Origin of the sequence: Paucibacter sp. M5-1 (assembly GCF_027498415.2) — a bacterium.
Lineage (GTDB): Bacteria > Pseudomonadota > Gammaproteobacteria > Burkholderiales > Burkholderiaceae_C > Roseateles_E.
This window is the reverse complement of sequence record NZ_JAPZLM020000001.1, coordinates 1,941,148-1,957,776: the sequence shown is the minus strand read 5'-3', so window position 1 is coordinate 1,957,776 and position 16,629 is coordinate 1,941,148. Positions and strand designations below refer to the sequence as shown.

General features: G+C 66.6%; 16 protein-coding genes. 5 read left to right on the top strand and 11 right to left on the bottom strand.

Annotated features, from left to right (window positions below):
- Window positions 1-6 precede the first annotated feature (6 nt).
- The 4 genes from O5M90_RS09075 to O5M90_RS09060 form a co-directional block, all read right to left on the bottom strand.
- Complete coding sequence (locus O5M90_RS09075; protein WP_269838813.1) at window positions 7-621, bottom strand: 3'-5' exonuclease; 615 nt, start codon at window positions 619-621, stop codon at window positions 7-9.
- Window positions 618-1,019: a VOC family protein gene (locus tag O5M90_RS09070; RefSeq protein WP_269838814.1), complete on the bottom strand. Its 402-nt coding sequence runs from the start codon at window positions 1,017-1,019 to the stop codon at window positions 618-620. The genes O5M90_RS09075 and O5M90_RS09070 overlap by 4 nt, the downstream gene beginning before the upstream one ends.
- 40 nt (window positions 1,020-1,059) lie before the next feature.
- Window positions 1,060-1,731: a hypothetical protein gene (locus tag O5M90_RS09065; protein ID WP_269838815.1), complete on the bottom strand. Its 672-nt coding sequence runs from the start codon at window positions 1,729-1,731 to the stop codon at window positions 1,060-1,062.
- A 138-nt stretch (window positions 1,732-1,869) separates the two neighbouring features.
- On the bottom strand, window positions 1,870-2,241 hold the full coding sequence (locus O5M90_RS09060; RefSeq protein WP_269838816.1) for a hypothetical protein: 372 nt from the start codon (window positions 2,239-2,241) through the stop codon (window positions 1,870-1,872).
- Between the two features lie 184 nt (window positions 2,242-2,425).
- Here O5M90_RS09060 and O5M90_RS09055 point away from each other — a divergent pair, with 184 nt between their 5' ends.
- Window positions 2,426-2,821 (top strand): VOC family protein, encoded by a 396-nt coding sequence (locus O5M90_RS09055; protein ID WP_269838817.1) that lies wholly within the window; start codon window positions 2,426-2,428, stop codon window positions 2,819-2,821.
- Here the strand turns inward: O5M90_RS09055 and O5M90_RS09050 are convergent.
- A complete protein-coding gene (locus tag O5M90_RS09050; RefSeq protein ID WP_269838818.1) occupies window positions 2,816-3,370 on the bottom strand; it encodes an AAA family ATPase in 555 nt (184 codons plus the stop codon). The two genes, O5M90_RS09055 and O5M90_RS09050, sit on opposite strands and share 6 nt — an antisense overlap.
- A 154-nt stretch (window positions 3,371-3,524) precedes the next feature.
- On the opposite strand from O5M90_RS09050, the gene O5M90_RS09045 reads away from it, so the two are divergent.
- The 3 genes from O5M90_RS09045 to O5M90_RS09035 all read left to right on the top strand — a co-directional run bounded on the left by O5M90_RS09045 (window position 3,525) and on the right by O5M90_RS09035 (window position 8,718).
- Window positions 3,525-4,997, top strand: a complete 1,473-nt coding sequence (locus O5M90_RS09045) for a DNA recombination protein RmuC (RefSeq protein ID WP_269838819.1) — start codon at window positions 3,525-3,527, stop codon at window positions 4,995-4,997.
- Window positions 4,994-6,181, top strand: coding sequence for an MFS transporter (locus O5M90_RS09040; RefSeq protein ID WP_269838820.1), 1,188 nt, complete (start codon window positions 4,994-4,996; stop codon window positions 6,179-6,181). The genes O5M90_RS09045 and O5M90_RS09040 overlap by 4 nt, the downstream gene beginning before the upstream one ends.
- A 242-nt stretch (window positions 6,182-6,423) precedes the next feature.
- The gene (locus tag O5M90_RS09035) at window positions 6,424-8,718 is read left to right on the top strand and encodes a TonB-dependent receptor (RefSeq protein ID WP_269838821.1); all 2,295 of its coding nucleotides are present in this window, start codon (window positions 6,424-6,426) and stop codon (window positions 8,716-8,718) included.
- 29 nt (window positions 8,719-8,747) lie between these two features.
- Here O5M90_RS09035 and O5M90_RS09030 read toward each other — a convergent pair whose 3' ends face one another.
- Entirely contained in the window at window positions 8,748-8,948 is a 201-nt protein-coding gene (locus O5M90_RS09030) for a hypothetical protein (protein ID WP_269838822.1), read from the bottom strand.
- Window positions 8,852-9,634 (bottom strand): hypothetical protein, encoded by a 783-nt coding sequence (locus O5M90_RS09025; protein WP_269838823.1) that lies wholly within the window; start codon window positions 9,632-9,634, stop codon window positions 8,852-8,854. The genes O5M90_RS09030 and O5M90_RS09025 overlap by 97 nt, the downstream gene beginning before the upstream one ends.
- Window positions 9,635-9,811: 177 nt before the next feature.
- On the opposite strand from O5M90_RS09025, the gene O5M90_RS09020 reads away from it, so the two are divergent.
- A complete protein-coding gene (locus O5M90_RS09020) occupies window positions 9,812-10,303 on the top strand; it encodes a DUF192 domain-containing protein (protein WP_137944535.1) in 492 nt (163 codons plus the stop codon).
- 59 nt (window positions 10,304-10,362) lie between these two features.
- On the opposite strand, the gene O5M90_RS09015 is transcribed toward O5M90_RS09020, so the two are convergent.
- From O5M90_RS09015 to O5M90_RS09000, 4 genes are all read right to left on the bottom strand, one after another.
- Window positions 10,363-12,375: a M3 family metallopeptidase gene (locus tag O5M90_RS09015; protein ID WP_269838824.1), complete on the bottom strand. Its 2,013-nt coding sequence runs from the start codon at window positions 12,373-12,375 to the stop codon at window positions 10,363-10,365.
- 4 nt (window positions 12,376-12,379) lie between these two features.
- Window positions 12,380-13,246: a bifunctional methylenetetrahydrofolate dehydrogenase/methenyltetrahydrofolate cyclohydrolase FolD gene (gene folD, locus O5M90_RS09010; protein WP_137944537.1), complete on the bottom strand. Its 867-nt coding sequence runs from the start codon at window positions 13,244-13,246 to the stop codon at window positions 12,380-12,382.
- A 61-nt stretch (window positions 13,247-13,307) separates the two neighbouring features.
- Entirely contained in the window at window positions 13,308-13,931 is a 624-nt protein-coding gene (locus tag O5M90_RS09005) for a response regulator transcription factor (protein ID WP_137944538.1), read from the bottom strand.
- Window positions 13,928-16,480: a PAS domain-containing sensor histidine kinase gene (locus O5M90_RS09000; RefSeq protein ID WP_137944539.1), complete on the bottom strand. Its 2,553-nt coding sequence runs from the start codon at window positions 16,478-16,480 to the stop codon at window positions 13,928-13,930. The genes O5M90_RS09005 and O5M90_RS09000 overlap by 4 nt, the downstream gene beginning before the upstream one ends.
- Window positions 16,481-16,629 lie beyond the last annotated feature (149 nt).

Sequence of the window (16,629 nt, the reverse complement as noted above, 5' to 3'; positions counted from 1 at the left end):
CTGTTGTTATGGCGAATGGGGCGCCTCCGAGCCCAGCGCCCGGAACACCTGCAGCGCGGCGAAGGCATCATTGGCCGCGTATATCAGCTGGCTGGGGCTCAGCGTCGCGGCGGCCCAGTTCGAGGTGGTGGCCTTGCGCGACTTGCTCAGGCGCTGGCCCAGCACGGCGGCCACCGCCGCCTTGACGCCCAGGTCCTGCCGGTAGCCCAGCTGCTGGCGCAGCAGCCGGGACAGCTCGATGCTGCCGCGCAGCTGCAGGCCGAGCTTGCGCAGCAGCGGGCCGCGGTCGGAGTCTAGGCCGAAGCCTATCTTCAGGATCTCCTCGGACTCGATGACACGCTTCAGAAAGTCCAGCGGCGGCCGGGCGTCAATCTGGATGATGAAGGCGCGCTCGCTCAGCGCGATCTGGATCAGATGCGGGCCGTCGGAGACGGCCTCGCGGGTGAAGGTCGGCTTGCTCTCGGTGTCGAAGCCGATCTGGCGCTCGCGCAGGATTTCCGCCTCGGCCGCCGCGAGATCGGCCTCGCCACGCAGCAGATGGATGCGCTCCAGCGTCAGGCCGGGGAAGGGCGGCAGCAGCGCGATCTCGTCGCGGGTCGGGTGCTCCTTGCGTGGGCTCATGGGGCCGCCCCGGGGCCCAGATCGCCGTAGCGCCCGGCGATCACAACGGTATAGCCATCGGGATCCCGCAGCCAGACCTCCCGGTGCCCGGCAAGCGGGTTGACCTTGGGCGCTTCGAGAACCGTCGCGCCCAGCGCGGCGATGCGCGTGATCGCCGCGTCGAAGGTCTCGGTCTGGAACCACAGCACCGCGCCGTTGCCATAGGGTCTGAGGTCCGGATCGCCCAGATGGGGATGCTCATGGGCGTCCCAGTGATGCAGCTGCAGAATCATCACGCCGCCATGCACGATCTGCTCGTACTCCGGCCCGCCATGCCCGCTCTCTGCGCCCAGCACGGCCTGGTACCAGCGGCTGCTGGCCTGAACATCGTGAACGGTGATCAGCGGTTGGGGTTTCATAGGGGCGTGAGCATGAACCGATCTGATGAAGAGGCTGGCGTCATTTTCCGGCTAGGGCGTGAACTTCAAGCTCACCGACTGACATGCCGATGGTTCGCAGCGCCGGCGAGCCTCCGCCCGGAATCATGACTAAGCTGCCACCGATGCTATAGGTCTGATCAGGGGCCTGGCCTGGCAAGGCTTCTTGGCGCGTCTCACCAATTTTTCTGTTGGGAGTGTGGAGTACGGCGAAGCGTGCATTGCCAGGGACATCAACGGTCACGATGGCGAAACCACAATGCAGCAAAGCCTTGCAACTCAGCGAAGGATTCGCCGGGCGATCTTCGCTGACGGTGGAGAGAGTTCTCTTTTCCTGGTCCAAGAAGGTCACTGCTGGATAGAGCACTGGCGCCCATGATTTGCCTGCCGCGTACACATTTGTTGCGGTACCGACGGACCTGATGCTCAGCAACAGCGGCCGGGAGGGCAGGCTCGATAGATCAAGGATCCGATACCGGCTGTTCCCGCTGGAGAAAATCCCCACTGGATCACGTTCAGCGATGGTGACTTTCAGCTTCGCCGAGCGCATCGGCTCAATGCTGGTCGCGTCTGCATCAGCGCAGCATGGACGCGCACCAACGAGTGACGCGCGCTGCTCATCAACACTAGCGCATCCCGCCAAAACGACAGTCAACCCCAGGCAGGCGCGCACGATCGGAGAAAAAAGTTTCATTCCAACTCCCTATCTGAAATTCTAATTTTTGCACTTGACGCGGCTGAGGCAACGCCAGATGGCACAACCGTCTGGTAGTCCTTGCATTGTGTACAGGACGGCCCTGCATCTTGCCCGATGCCTGCCGGAACTAAGGGTTCACGGGGCGCCTCTGGCCATAAGAGTCAGCACGCCCACGGCGATGAAGACCGGCCAGGACAGGTGCCGGCCGCGGGTAAAGTACAGCGGGAAGGCGGCGGACAGCAGGGCGGTGATGCCGACCACGGTCAGGACCTGGTCGCGGCCGATCTCGCCCTGGTTGGCGGCGAAGACCAGCCAGGCCAGGCCCCACCAGGCCACCGTCGTGAGATGCCAGGCGAAGCGCAGCGTGCCGACCGTGAACGCGGTGCCGCCCAGCAGCTTGGGCAGCAGCTCCTGGCGCTTGAACAGGCGCATCAGCAGATAGCGCTCGCCGAGATAGGAGTGGGCGAGGCCGGTGAGCAGCAGCAGGGCGGTGGCGACGAGAAGCATGGAGGGGCTCGGCCAGGGTGGATGGTCGGGCCGACGTTAACCGAGCTTCGGGTCATCCGGTAGGTCGGCAGGGCGCTCTTTGAACCAGCCGTTTTCCGTCCTATGCTTGGCTGCTGGTCCGGCGCGCCTGGGTGGCTCGGCCGCCGCGCTGCCAGCCTCTGAGAGCTCGGCGAAAGGACTGCATATGCTGGCAAACGCTGCGGTGACGACGATGCTCCCGGTCATCGATATGGCCCGGGCCCGTGAGTTCTACGAGACGCGTCTGGGGCTGGTGCCGGGCGGGCTCAGGCCGGACGGCAAGTTCGTCTACCGGGTCGGCGGCAGCACGCTGGCGCTGTTCCCGAAACCGGAGGGGACAAAGGCCGAGCACACCGCGATCAGCTTCCAGGTCGCGGACATTGCCACGAGCATCGAGGCCTTGAAGCGCACGGGCGTCGTGTTCGAGGACTACGACTTCCCGGACTTCAAGACCGTCAACCATGTCTGCGTGCTGGGCGCCGAGAAGGCGGCCTGGTTCAAGGACACGGAAGGCAATTACCTGTGCCTGCATGAGGATCTCGTCCCGGCGCCTCGCTCATGAGGCGTGGTGGATCCTGATGTTGAAGCCCTCGGCCGCTTCCGGTGCCTGGAAGAAGGACGAGACGTGGCGGAAATCCTTCTCGCTGAGCTGATGGGAGCCTTCCGGCCGCTCGATATTGCGCTGGGCGATACGGGCCAGGCAGGTCTCGTCCGAGGTCCTCAGCTCATGCAGCAGATGGGCGGCCCCGGCCTGTTCGAACAGGGAACGAAACCAGCCGCGGCCGAGCTTGGTATTGGCCTGGAAATCCAGCACCACGGAGTTTCCGGCGCGCAGCAAGTCCACGGTCAGCGGGCCGATCACGCTCTTGAGCTGCTTCGAGAATCGGATGTAGTCATCGAAGGTCTGCATCTGATCGCCAAACAGGCGCATCAGCCAGATGTCCTCGGACAACAGGATCGCATCAAGCTCCCGCGCGAGCTTTGCTGCGACGGTGGTCTTGCCGGCCCCGGCTTTGCCGCAGAAGAAGTGGAGCGTTGGGGTGGTGCTTGGCATGGCGGTGATCGTTGTGCGGGTACAGGCCGGATGACGCTGGGTGGCGAGCCGGCGCAACACTTTCGAGCCTGATCTGCACAGCAGTCTAGGCGCAGACGAGCTTGGCAGGGGCCGCGGTCTGCAGAGGCGGTGCCCGGTCTGCTGACTCGCTTCCATTCGCAAGCCGCCCACTGCTGCCGACACCGTGCTGCGCGCCTGAGACAATCCGGCGATGAGCTTGATCGATGTCTTGTTGCTGGGCCTGCTGGCCCTGGTGCTTGTCTTGTTGCTGTGGCTGGTGTGGGCGCAGCAGCGGCGTCGGCAGGAGCAGGGCGCCGAGCTGGCGGCCTTGCTGGCGCCGGTGGTGCAGCAGAGCTCCGAGCGGCTGGAGCGTTCGCTGCGCGACGAGCTGACCCGCAGTGCCGGCGGTACCCGCCAGGAGCTGCTGGCCACCCTGGCGCAGTTCCAGCAGACCCTGCTGACCCAGGGCGGCGATGTGGCGCGCACGCAGAACGAGCAGATCGACAGCTTCCGTGTGCAGCTGGGCGGCCTGCAGCAATCGCTGTCGGCCCAGGCGCTGGCGGCCCGCGAGGCCCAGGACGCGGCCGCGCTGCGCGGCGCGCAGGCGCAGACCCAGGCGATGCAGCGCCTGTCGGACACGATGAGCGAGCAGCTGAAGGCGCTGTCGCAGGCCAATGAGCTGCGCTTGGCCGAGGTGCGCCAGACCGTCGAGCAAAGGCTGACCGCGATCCAGCAGGACAACGAGAAGAAGCTCGAGCAGATGCGCGCCACCGTCGACGAGAAGCTGCATGCCACGCTGGAACAGCGCCTGGGCGAGAGCTTCAAGCAGGTGGCCGAGCGGTTGGAGCAGGTGCACAAGGGCCTGGGCGAGATGCAGAACCTGGCCCGCGATGTCGGCTCGCTGAACCGGGTGCTGACCAATGTGAAGACGCGCGGCATCTTCGGCGAGGTGCAGCTGGCCGGGCTGCTGGAGCAGGTGTTCACGGCCGAGCAGTACGCGTCGAACGTGGCGACGATTCCGGGCAGCGCCGAGCGGGTCGAGTTCGCGATTGCGTTGCCGGGCCAGCGCGATGACGGCAAGCCGCTGTGGCTGCCCATCGATGCGAAGTTCCCGCGCGAGGACTATGAGCGCCTGCTGGAGGCGCAGGAGCGCGCCGATGCGGCCGGCGTCGAGGCGGCCGGCAAGGCCATCGAGAGTCGGCTGCGGTTGGAGGCCAAGACCATCCGCGAAAAATACATCGCGCCGCCGCACACCACCGACTTCGGCATGCTGTTTGTGCCGACCGAGGGCCTCTATGCCGAGGCGCTGCGCCGGCCCGGCCTGATGCAGGCCCTGCAGACCGAGTTCAAGGTGATGCTGGTCGGCCCGACCACCTTGCTGGCCACGCTGACCAGCTTGCAGATGGGCTTCCGGACCCTGGCGCTGGAGAAGCGCTCGGCCGAGGTCTGGGAGGTGCTGGGCGCGGTCAAGACCGAATTCGGCAAGTTTGGCGATGTCTTGGCCAAGACCAAGAAGAAGCTGGAAGAGGCCAGCAACACCATCGACGCGGCCGAGACCCGCACCCGCGCGATGACGCGCAAGCTCAAGAGCGTCGAGGCCTTGCCCGACGAGGCGACGCAGAAATTGCTGAGGCTGGGCCTACCCGATAGCGCCGACGAGGGCGATGAGGGCGACGCTTCTTGACGAGCGCTACCGAACCGGCCGATCTGCGCCTGGCCTTTCCCTGGCTGATCGCGACGCTGATCGCGGTCCATGCCTGCATGGCCGTCACGCGGGTGGCGGCCAGCCTGTGGGTGCTGGACCAGGGTTATGGCGAGTGGACCGTCGGCGTGCTGCTGAGCCTGTTCGCGCTGGCGCCGCTGTTCCTGTCGCTGTGGGCCGGCCGGCTGGCCGATCGACACGGCTTTCATCGGCCGGTCGGCATCGGCGTGCTGATGGCGCTGTTCGGCGCGTTGGTGGCACTGGGCTCGCAGTCGCTGTGGGCCATCACGTTCAGCTGCCTGCTCAGCGGCGGCGCGATCAGCGTCGCTGCGGTGGCGATGCAGCGCGAGGCCGGGCTGATGGCCGACAACCCGGCCGAGCTGAAGCGGGTGTTCAGCTGGGTGGCGCTGGGACCGGCGCTGTCGAATGCCTTGGCGCCGGTGGCGGCCGGCGTGCTGATCGACCATGTCAGCTTCCGCGCCGCCTTTGCGCTGGCGGTGCTGCTGCCGCTGCTGGCTTGGGGTTTTGCGCTGCGGGTGCCGCGCCATGCGCCGCGCCAGACCCCGGCTCAGGCGAGCGCTGGCGCCCGGCCCGCCTGGGACCTGCTGCGCCAGCCGGCGCTGCGCAATCTGCTGCTGCTCAATATCGTGCTGTCGGCCGCCTGGGATGCGCACAGCTTTGTCGTGCCGGTGGTGGGGCATGCCCGCGGCCTGTCGGCCTCCAGCATCGGCCTGGTGCTGGGCAGTTTTGCGGTGGCCGCGACGGTCGTGCGCCTGGCCATCGTGCGCTGGGCCCAGCATCTGGACGAGCTGAAGGCGCTGCGCGCCGCGATGGCCCTGGCCACCGTGATGCTGATGGTCTATGCCTGGCTGCCGGGCACGCCGGGGCTGATGCTGGGCTCGGCCCTGCTGGGCATGGCGCTGGGCTCGGTCCAACCGATGGTGCTGGCGATGCTGCACCAGGTGACGCCGGCTGACCGCCATGGCCAGGCCCTGGGTCTGCGCATGCTGGCCACGAATGGCGCGACGATCGCGATGCCGGTCGGCTTCGGCCTGCTGGCGGCCGCGACCACCGCCGCCGCGCCGCTGTGGCTGATGGCGGCCCTGCTGCTGGCCGCGCAGGCGGCGGCCGTGCGCATAGGGCGGGCTCGCGGCGCCGATTCCTGAGCCGCATACCCGGCGGGCGGCCGTGCCTATGCTGGTTTTCCTGGGTGTGGCTGCCGCGCGATTTTCGTGCGTATAGCGACTATCCCGATGTACGGCACCGGGCGCGCTGGCTAGATTGTGTGCACCGCAACAGCAAACGTTTGCGGTCATTTTAGGCCGTGTCGGCCTGCCTCGTGACCAGCCAAGGCGGCGGATGGGGCAGGTCGGCATATCGATGCGACCGCCCTCAACCGGATTCAGCGATGACACACCACCGTACCCTCAGCCCGAGCCTGATCGCGCTCGCGCTGGCCTCTGCATTCCCCGTGGCACAAGCGCAAAGCAGCGCACCCGCGGTCGAGTCCAAGAAGGACGCCACCCAGCTGGAGGCGGTGATCGTCACCGGCAGCCGCCGGGTCGAGAACCTGAAGGATGTGCCGATGTCGATCTCGGCGATGAAGGGCGAGGAGCTGGAGGCCTACAACGCCAGCGGGCAGGATGTGCGTGCGCTGTCGGGTCGGGTGCCCAGCCTGAACATCGAGTCGGACTTCGGCCGCTCCTTTCCGCGCTTTTACGTCCGTGGCCTGGGCAATACCGACTTCGACCTGAACGCCTCGCAGCCGGTCGGCCTGGTCTATGACGAGGTGGTGCAGGAGAGCCCGATGCTCAAGGGCTTCCCGGTCTTCGATATGGAGCAGGTCGAGGTCTTGCGCGGCCCGCAGGGCACGCTGTTCGGCCGCAACTCGCCGGCCGGCGTGCTGAAGTTTGACTCGGCCAAGCCGGGCAAGCGCATGGACGGCTATGCCAGCCTGGGCTTCGGCCGTTTCGGCGCGGTCAATTTCGAGGGCATGGTCAATGTGCCTATGGGCAGCGACTGGTCGCTGCGCGCCGCCGGCATCGTGCAGACCGCCGATGACCGCATCCACAACCCGCAGCCCACCGGCGAGAAGAATCTGGAGGGCTATAACGACAAGGCCGCGCGCGTGCAGGCGGCCTACAGCAACGGCGGCTTCCACGGCCTGTTCAAGCTGCAGGGCCGCGACTACAAGGGCAATGCCACCACCTTCCGCGCCAACATCATCAAGCGTGGCACCAACGACCTGGTCGACGGCTTCGATTTCAAGAACTATCCCAGCGACGGCCTGAACGTTCAGACCCTGCAGTCCCATGGCCTCAGTGCCCGGCTGCGCTGGGACCTGGGCAGCATCCGCCTGCACTCGATCACCGCTTACGACCGCGCCAAGTTCTACAGCCGTGCCGATGTGGACGGCGGCATCGGCAGCCGCTTCGGCGGCGTGCCGGACGGCCCCAGCTATCCCGGCCAGCCTTCGCTGATTCCCTTCGAGGCCGAGACCGCCGACGGTCTGCCCTATCTGCGCCAGATGACGCAGGAGCTGCGCGTCGAGTCGAACACGGCCGACCCGCTGCAGTGGATCGGCGGCCTGTACTACTTCAACGAGAAGCAGCAGGTCGACAGCTTCAACTACAACTCCTTTGCCGCCGGCAACCCGCAGAACGGCTATGCGGTGCAGCACCAGGAGTCCAAGTCCTGGGCCGCCTTCGGTTCGCTGAACTACGCCGTCAGCGCCGACCTGAAGCTGCGCGGCGGCCTGCGCTACACCAATGACAAGAAGGATTTCGACGCCCAGCGCACGCTGACGCCCGGCGGCGGCGCCAATACCGCGCTGCTGACGGCCAATCCCAAGTCCAGCAACTGGAGCTGGGACTTCAGCGCCAACTACAGCCTGGACAAGAGCACCTCGCTGTTCACCCGCGTCGCCACCGGCTACCGCGCGCCCAGCATCCAGGGCCGCGTGCTGTTCGGCGACTCGATCTCGGTGGCCGACTCCGAGAAGGCCCTGTCCTTCGAGGCCGGCTTCAAGACCGACATCCTGAACAACGCGGCCCGCATCAGCGGCACGGTGTTCAGCTATCGCGTCAAGGACCTGCAGCTGACCGCCGGCAGCGGCAGCGTCAATCAGAACCGCCTGATCAATGCCGACAAGGCGGTCGGCCGCGGCTTCGAGCTCGATGTGCAGGCCATCCTGAACAAGAACTGGCGCACCACGCTGGGCCTGAGCTTCAACGACACCGAGATCAAGGACGCCAGCCTGTTCGTCGCGCCCTGCGGCAATGCCAGCTTCCAGTTCCTGCAGCCCAACACCGGCTGCACCGTGCTGGACCCGGCCGGCCCGGTGGCCGGCACCGTGCTGATCGGTGGCAACGACCTGCCGCGCGCGCCGCGCTGGGTGGCCAACTGGACCCTGAAGTACAGCACCGAGCTGGCGGGTGGCGACCTCTATGTGCTGACCGACTGGGCCTACAAGGACAAGTACAACATGTTCCTGTACGAGGCCAAGGAGTACAAGGCCAAGGCCATGCTGGAAGGTGGTCTGCGCGCCGGCTATGCCTGGGGCAATGGCAAGTACGAGGCGTCCGCCTATGTGCGCAACCTGACCGACCGCCAGCAGGTGGTCGCGGCCATCGACTTCAACAACCTGACCGGCATCCTGAACGAACCGCGCAGCTACGGTGTGCAGTTCAAGGTCTCGTACTGAGCCTGGGCACAGCGGCTGCGCGCCGGTTTTCAAAACCAGTCGCGCAGCTGCTCCACATAGTCCGGCGGCAGGATATGGCCGCCGGCAAAGCGCAGATGCTTGTTGCCCGGGCCGCCCAGGGCCGCGAAGAAGCTCAGGTAGGCGCTGCGGTCGGTGTACTCATCCTTGTCGGCGCTGAGCAGCCAGACCTTGTTGTCCGCCAGGCCCGGCAGCAGATTCTTGACCGCCACGGCGGCCAGCTTGTCGTCCAGCAGGATGGGAGCGATGGCGGCGACATCGCCGACCCGCTCATCCACACCCGCCAGCAGCAGGGCGTTCTGACCGCCCATGCTGTAGCCGGTGGCCTTGATGCGGCGCGCATCGATCGCGGCAGGCGGGTGACCCAGTCCAGCAGCAGGCGGTGATCGCGCACCGTGTCCACCAGCATGGCTTCATAGGGCTCGCGCTGGCCCCAGAGGTGCAGATCGTCCATCAGCTGTTCGATATCGACCTTGGGGTCCTTGCGCGCGCCGCTGCGGCGTGCGTCGATGGCAATCACCGCATGGCCGCGTTGCAGGGCCAGCTCGGTGAGCTTGTGGGTGTGCTCCAGGGTCTTGCCGCCCTTGTACTCGGCCTGCCACCAGCGCCAATGGCTGCGCCCCATGCCATGCATCGCGATCAGCAGCGGGAAGGGGGCGCCGGCCGTGGCCGGGTCGCTGGGGTAGCGGATGCGGCCGTTGACGATACTGCCGTCAAAGCTGGTGAAGCTGAAATCCTGGGCCAGATCCTTGATCGGCGCCAGCTGCAGGGCCAGGTCTTGCGGCGGGCTGTAGGCATAGCGGGCCTGGAGCTCGGCCGCGCTGATCTGGTAGGGCTTGAGCCCGAAGAGGCCCCACCACAACGCGCCGATCAGCGCGACGCCTCCGAGCAGTCCCATGGCTATCCTTGTGTGTCGTTTCATATGCGGCCTTGTTGGCATCAGCATAGAAAGCGGGCCGTGAAGACGGCGTGAGCCGGCGGCCGAGCAATTTGCTACAACTCTTGCGATTAGAGCGGGTGCTCTTTTGCACGGCCTCCGCTATGGTTGCGGCCTTTTGCACGCAACCCTTGCCCCATGAGCGAACCTGCCTTCCAAGCCGATGCCGGGCCGCAGTCCAAGGGCTGGCGCCTGGTGGACCGCGAGGCTGCGCCCGACGATGCCCGCGACACCGTGCCGGAACCCGCCGTGCAGCTGGAGCTGCCACGACAGACCGGGCCCAGGCGGCTGGCGCTGCCGCTCAAGCTCAACGGCCGGCTGACCGCCTACAGCGTGCGCAAGGTCCGGCACCGCTGGCTCAGCTCGCTGGCCCCCTGGCGTGACCGCCGCCTCGGCGACGCCTGCGGCCTCTGGCTGGCACCTTGCAATGTGGTCCACACCCTGGGCCTGTGGCATGCGGTCGATGTGGTGTTCCTGGAGGCCGACGGCACCATCGCCCGCGTCGCCAAGCGGGTGCCGCCCTGGCGTTTCGTCAGCTGCAGCCGGGCCAGCTCGGCGCTGCGCCTGCGTGCCGGCATGGTCAAGCTGCTGCGGCTCAAGCCCGGCATGGCGCTGGACCTGACGACCTGAGTTCTGTCCGGGCGACCCACCCGTCCACCCTCGACATAGGGCGGGCCGGCCGGCATGCCTCAGCTCATGCCCTGGTGGCGCAGCAGCGCATCGATCTTGGGCTCGCGGCCGCGGAAGGCCTTGAAGCTGTCCATCGCGTCGCGGGCGCCGCCGGCTTCCAGGATGCTCTGCAGAAAGCGCTCGCCGGTGGCCGGGTTGAACACGCCTTCTTCCTCGAAGGCGCTCCAGGCGTCGGCGCTCAAGAGCTCGGCCCATTTGTAGCTGTAGTAGCCGGCCGAGTAGCCGCCCGCGAAGATGTGCGAGAAGCTGTGCTGGAAGCGGTTGAAGGGCGGCGGCGGCAGCACGGCCACCTCGGCACGCACCTCGTCGAGCAGGCTCTGGATGCCGGCTTCGCTGCCCACCTCGGCATGCATGCGCATATCGAACAGCGAGAACTCGATCTGGCGCAGGGTCTGCAGCCCGCTCTGGAAGTTCTTCGCGGCCGTCATCTTGTCGAACAGCGCGCGCGGCAGCGGCGCGCCGGTGTCGACATGCTGGGTCAGCTGCTGCAGCACCTCCCATTCCCAGCAGAAGTTCTCCATGAACTGGCTGGGCAGCTCCACCGCATCCCACTCGACGCCGGAGATGCCGGAGACGCCCAGTTCATTCACCTGCGTCAGCAGATGGTGCAGGCCGTGACCGAACTCGTGAAATAGGGTCGTGACATCGTCATGCGTCAGCAGCGCCGGCTTGTCACCGACCGGCGAGGCGAAGTTGCAGACCATCTGCGCCACCGGTGTCTGCTGCACGCCCTCGGGCCGCGCCCAGCGGCTGCGCACCTCGTCCATCCAGGCGCCGGGGCGCTTGCCAGGGCGGGCGTAGAGATCCAGATAGAACTGGCCGACCAGTTCACCTTGGCGGTCCAGGCGATAGAACTTGACGGTGTCGTGCCAGACCTCGGTGGCCTGCTCGACGATCTTCACATTGAACAGGCGCTCGATGATGTCGAACAGGCCCTGCAGCACGCGCGGCAAGGTGAAGTACTGCTTGACCTCCTGGTCGCTGAAGGCATAGCGGGCCTCCTTCAGGCGCTCGGAGACGAAGGCCGTGTCCCAGGCCTGCATCTCGGCCAGGGCCAGGTCTTGCGCGGCGAAGGCACGCAGCTCGGCCAGATCCTTCTCGGCAAAGGGGCGGGCACGGCCCGCCAGATCGCGCAGGAAGTCCAGCACCTGGGCCGGTGAACTGGCCATCTTGGCCACCAGCGAGGCCTCGGCGAAGTTCTGGAAGCCCAGCAGCTGCGCCTCTTCCTGGCGCAGCATCAAGAGCTCCTGCATCAGCGCGCTATTGTCCAGCTCGGGCGGGCCGAACTCGCTGGCGCGCGTCACGTAGGCACGGTAGAGCTTCTCGCGCAGCGCGCGGTCGGTGCCGTACTGCATCACCGGCATATAGACCGGGAAGTGCAGGGTCAGCTTGTGGCCATCCTTGCCCTCGGCGGCGGCCGCGTCGCGGGCGGCCGTGACCACATCCGGCGGCACGCCGGCCAGCTCCTCGGTGCTGGCGTAGTAGGCAAAGCCGTCGGTTGCGTCCATCACATGCTCGGAGAACTTCTGGGCCAGCTCGGCACTGCGCTCCTGGATCGCGGCGAAGCGCTCTTTGGCGGCGCCCTGCAGCTCGGCGCCGGACAGCACGAAGTCGCGGATCCAGTGCTTCAGCGCCTGCTGGCGGGCCGGGTTCAGGCCGGCCGCGTTGGTATTGATGGCCTTGTACTTGGCATAGAGCTTTTCATCGGCACCCAGGCCGGTGTAGAACTCGGTGACGGCCGGCAGCATCGCGTTATAGGCCTCGCGCAGCTCGGGCGTGTTGGCCACGGCGTTGAGGTGGCCGACGGCGCCCCAGGCATGGCCCAGGCGTTCGGTGGCGACGCTGAGGATGCGGGCCAGCGTGTCGTAGTCGGCCGGTGTGTCCTCGGCCGTGGCCGTGTTCAGCGCGGCCTGGGCCTGGGCCAGCAGCTCGGTAATGGCCGGCTGGATGTGTTCGGGTTTGATGCTGGCGAAGGCCGGCAGCGGGGCGGTGGAGAGCAGCGGATTCGTCATGGCATCAGGCCTTTTGGGTAGCAGCGGCGACACGTTCGGCCGACTCTAGCGTGTTGACCAGCAGCATCGTGATGGTCATGGGCCCGACCCCGCCGGGCACCGGGGTGATCCAGCCGGCCACGTCCTTGACGGCGGCGAAATCGACATCGCCGCAGAGCTTGCCTTCATCGTTGCGGTTCATGCCCACATCGATCACGATGGCGCCGGGCTTGACCATGTCGGCGGTCAGCACATTGCGCTTGCCGACCGCAGCGACGACCACATCGGCCTGGCGGGTGAAGGCGCCGATGTCCGGCGTGCCGCTGTGGCAGACGGTGACGGTGGCATTGGCCTGCAGCAGCAGCAGGGCCATCGGCTTGCCGACGGTGTTGCTGCGGCCGATCACGACCGCATGCTTGCCCTTCAGCGAGACGCCGGTGCTCTCGATCAGCTTCATGCAGCCATAGGGCGTGCAGGGACGGAAGCCCGGCAGGCCGGTGAGGGTTTCGCCGGCCGACAACACCGAGTAGCCGTCCACGTCCTTGGCGGAGGAGATCGCCTCGATGACCTTGTGCGGATCGATGTGCTTGGGCAGCGGCATCTGCACCAGGATGCCGTGGATGCTGGGGTCCTGGTTGAGCGCTTCGACGCGGGCCAGCAGCTCGGCTTCGCTCAGCGTGGCTTCATACTTTTCGAGCACCGAGTGCAGGCCGTATTCCTCGCAGGCCTTGACCTTGTTGCGCACATAGACGGCGCTGGCCGGATCTTCGCCGACCAGTATCACCGCCAGGCCGGGCTTCAGCCCTTGAGCCGTCAGCGCGGCCGCGCGTTGCGCCACCTCGGCGCGGATTTGCTTGGACAGGGCGTTGCCGTCGATCAGTTGTGCGGTCATTTTTCAATCTCCAAAACGCAAAAGGCCGCTGTAACAGCGGCCTCGTCAAACCAGTTCAGTCTCAGGCTTTCGCCGGCGCGCCGAGCGCAATCTTCAGCAGATCGGCCACCGTGTTGGCGTTGAGCTTCTCCATGATGTTGGCGCGGTGCGCCTCCACCGTCTTGATGCTGATGCCCAGGTCGTCGGCGATCTGCTTGTTCAGGCGGCCGGCGACGATGCGCTCCAGCACCTGGGCTTCGCGCGTCGTCAGGCGTGACAGCAGGGCGTCGCGGCTGGCGGCTTCCTGATGGGTCGAGAAGGCGTTGCGGGCCTGGTCCAGCATGCGCTCGACCAGGGCCAGCAGCTCGTCTTCCTTGAAGGGCTTCTCGATGAAGTCCATCGCGCCCTTCTTCATCGTCTGCACCGCCATCGGCACATCGCCGTGGCCGGTGATGAAGACCACCGGCAGCGGGCTGCGGCGCTCCAGCAGGCGGTCCTGCAGCTCCAGGCCGCTCATGCCTTCCATGCGGATGTCGGCGATCAGACAGGCCACTTCGCGCGGGTCGTAGCGGCTCAGGAAACTCTCGGCGGAGTCAAAGCACTTGACGCGGTAGTCCTTGCCTTCCAGCAGCCATTGCAGGGAATCCCGCACGGCCTCGTCATCGTCAACAACGTAGACGTTACCCTTCTTCGGAATCAGACTCATGGTGTCGCAGCAGTGTTCGTAGCAGTGCCCGAGGGCTCGGGGCGCGGGATGTCTACCGGGATGGTGAAGGCGAACCGGCACCCCACAATAGCCGCGCCATTGTATAAGTTCTCGGCCCTGATCCGGCCCTGGTGGGACTCGACGATGGACCGGCATAACCCTAGGCCTATGCCCAGGCCGTCCGCCTTGGTCGAGAAGAAGGCCTCGTACATGCGCTCGATCACCTCCTCGGGCAGGCCCGGGCCCATATCGGTGACGCTGAACTCGATATGGCCACCGAGCTCGGGCGTGTGTTTAGGGATCACTCTCAGTTCGATGTGGCGGCGCGACACCGGCAGGCCGGCGTTGTCGATCGCCTCGGCGGCGTTCTTCAGCAGATTCAGCACCACCTGCTCGATCAGGATCGGGTCCACCATCAGCGGTGGCAGGCGCTGGGCCACATAGGTGTGGATCGCGACGTTGCGGCGGCGCAGCTCGATGCCGGCCAGCTCGACCGCGTCTTCGATGATCTCGGGCGCGCTGGAGGCCTGGCGCTGCGGCTCGCTGCGCTTCACGAAGTTGCGGATGCGGTGAATGATCTGGCCGGCGCGCTGGGCCTGCTTGGCGGTCTTCTCCAGCGCGGCCAGCAGATCATCCTTCTGGATCGCGTCGTTGCGCACCCGCGAAACCATGCCGTTGCAGTAGTTGGTGATGGCGGTCAGCGGCTGGTTCAGCTCATGGGCGACGCTGGAGGCCATCTCGCCCATGGTCATCAGCCGGCTGGTCACCTGCGCCTTCTCGGCCTGCTGGGCCGACAGCATCTCGGCGTGGCGGCGCGCGGTGATGTCGGTGGCGATCAGCATCTGGGCCAGGCGGCCGTCGGTCCACTGCAGATAGCGGGCGCGCACATCGAACCACATCTCCAAGGTGTCGATATAGACCTCGCGCGGGTCGGAGCCGACCTCGGTCAGCTGCTGGGCCGGCAGGCCGCCGTAGTCGTCGACCTCTTCGTCGGTTTCCGGTTCGGCCTCGCTGCGGCCCAGCTGGCTGCCGGCCAGCACCGCATGGCCCTTGGGGTCGGCGCCGAACCAGAGCCGGTAGCTGCGGTTGGCGAACAGCAGCTCGCCCTGCTGCACCGACAGCACCGAGACCGCCGCGTCCAGGCCTTCGAGCACCGTGGTGAAGCGCTCGTGCGAGGCGCTGAGCTGGTCGCGCACCCGCTTGGCCTCGGTGATATTGGTCATCGAGGTCATCCAGCCGCTTTGCTTGCCCTTGGGGTCGATCAGCGGCGAGACATACATGCGGGCGTCAAAGATGGTGCCGTCCTTGCGCATCACTTTGACCTCGGCACCGCCCGAGGGGCTGCGGCCCTGGACTTCCTGTTGCAGCAGGCGCGAGTTCTCCTCGTAGCGGTCGGTGGGCCAGTAGGGGAAGGGCGGTTTGCGGCCGATCAGCTCGGCCTCGGAGAAGCCGGTCATCGCGCAGAAGGCCGGGTTCACATAAGAAATGCGCGACTCCATGTCCATGGCCCGCATGCCGGTCAGCATCGAGTTCTCCATCGCGCGGCGGAAATTGGTCTCGCTGGACAGTGCGGTCTGGATCTGCAGGCGCCGGCGCATATGCTTCCAGGTGCCCAAGAGCATCCACACGGTCAGCACCGACAGCGCCACCACCATCCAGAACAAGGTGTTGGAGATCAGGCCGATCGAAGTGCGGTAGCCCTGGCCGCGCAGGATCAGGCCGTTCAGCGCCGGCGCCAGCGGCACGTCATGCATGATGGACGCGCGCTGCAGGCGTTGGCCCGGCATCGGCGTCACGGTGCTGCTGACGATCTGCTCGCGGCCGTCCAGCACCGCCACCGGATGGCGGGCCGCCACCTCGGACGGCACCGAGTAGCGCAGCAGCGCCTCGACCGAGTATTCGGCGATCAGCACACCCGAGAAGCCGCTGCGGTCGATCAAGGGTACCTGGACCTGGAACACGGTCAGGTTGTTGAAGTCGTTGAAGGCCAGCGAATAGGTCGGCTGGCGCCGGTCCTTGGCGGCCTGGAAGGCCAGCTCGGGTGCGCTGGACTGCTCGGCCATCGGCATCGACGGGTCGCGGCCGTCGTCGCCCATCAGGCTCTCGGCCTGGAAGCCGGCGGCGCTGACGCTGGCGCGGCGCTTGCGCTGGTTGTTTAGCCAGGTGACGTGGGTGATCTCGGGCCGGTCGCGGGCAAAGGCCGAGGCCTGGGCGGTGAACTCGTGGGCGTCGACCGCGCGGGTGACGATCTCCCGGGCGATGCGTACCAGCTGTTCCTGGTTCTCGATCAGGCGCAGGCGGATCTGCTGCTGGGCGATCTCGGTGTCGCGCTTGACGGCTTCGGCCTCGCGCTCGATCTCCTCGTTACGCAGATACCAGAAGGCCAGGATGATGGCCGCGAGGAAGAGCATCACCGAGATCAGCGGGCCCAGCGTGGCGAAGCGGTCCTGGCGCGACGGCGACTGGCGCCGCCACCAGGTGGCGACCAGGCGCTGCAGCGGGAGGGTGGCGCGGCGCAGCGCGCCCTTGATAGCGAGGCGGGAAAGCATGGTCCGATTATCCCGGCGCCAGCCGGGCCTCAGCCTCGGCGCATTCCCTGTTGTTTCATTATGTGGAATTCACTCGCGCAATTTGGGAGTGTTGCGAACTTATGCGACACTCCGCGCGAAACGCTTTTAGAGTCAGCCCTCAATAAAAG